This is a genomic window from Paenibacillus sp. 3LSP, assembly GCF_032465655.1.
Lineage (GTDB): Bacteria > Bacillota > Bacilli > Paenibacillales > Paenibacillaceae > Fontibacillus > Fontibacillus barengoltzii.
Map to the genome: position 1 here is coordinate 1 of NZ_JAWDJI010000132.1, position 822 is coordinate 822.

An 822-nucleotide genomic window follows, 5' to 3' on the forward strand; every position below is an offset into this window, starting at 1 on the left:
GTTTTGCATAATTCCGTTTCAGAGAAGAAGCGATAGCATATTCACTGTCGTTAAGGGGTAATTTTCGAAAATGGTATTATATGGATGAAGAAAAGGGCAGACTTGCAGAATTTTAGAACAGCTCGTTTTTTAAGCGGCAGCCCGTTTTGAATGATGAGAAACGGCGAGCGCAGATGCAAGCAGAACAATGGCATTCAAATACTGGTGAGTTGTGACTTTCTGAATGCCCCGGACATGTGCGGCGTCTGCCGTCAAATAGGTTTTCAATCGGGAGTTGCAGCGTTCTACGCTGGTTCGTTCATTGTAAAGTTCCTTCCAACGCTTTGTATCCCGATGAGGGATGCTGTATCGCCGGAGATCATCCTTCGCATTTACTTTGACGACCATTCCATAGTTTGAAGACGAGCAGGCAGCCATGCCAAGCGGACAGTCGACTTTACCCGTGGCATGCGGGCAGCGAAATTTATGCATATCGCCGTCAACTCCCCAGTATGTCATCGCATAACCCATGGAACAGCACGGTGTTCCGTTCGAGGTCATGCCAGCAGGCGGTTCCTTCTCCCCCCGCAGATTAAGGGGAATGATGGCTTGTGCCTTGACGTTGCGGGCGGCCTCATAAACTTTCATTTGGTCGTAGCCCGCATCGAGTATGAAAAATCGTGTGCTCGTCCTGGACGCTGTTTTCTCGATCAGGCCCGGCGCCATTTCTCCATCATTGACATGCGCCGGCGTTACTTCCAAGGCGATCGGCAATTCACTTTTCGTATCGACCGCCAGATGAATTTTGTAACCAAACCATGTGATTTTATTGCCGAAGGAATC

Annotated in this window: 1 protein-coding gene; it reads right to left on the minus strand. The window is 49.0% G+C overall.

All coding sequences use genetic code 11. The features are described from left to right. Nucleotides 1-129: 129 nt before the first annotated feature. The coding region (locus RW092_RS10510) for a transposase (RefSeq protein WP_316010182.1) at nucleotides 130-822 on the minus strand (693 nt) is incomplete at its 5' end.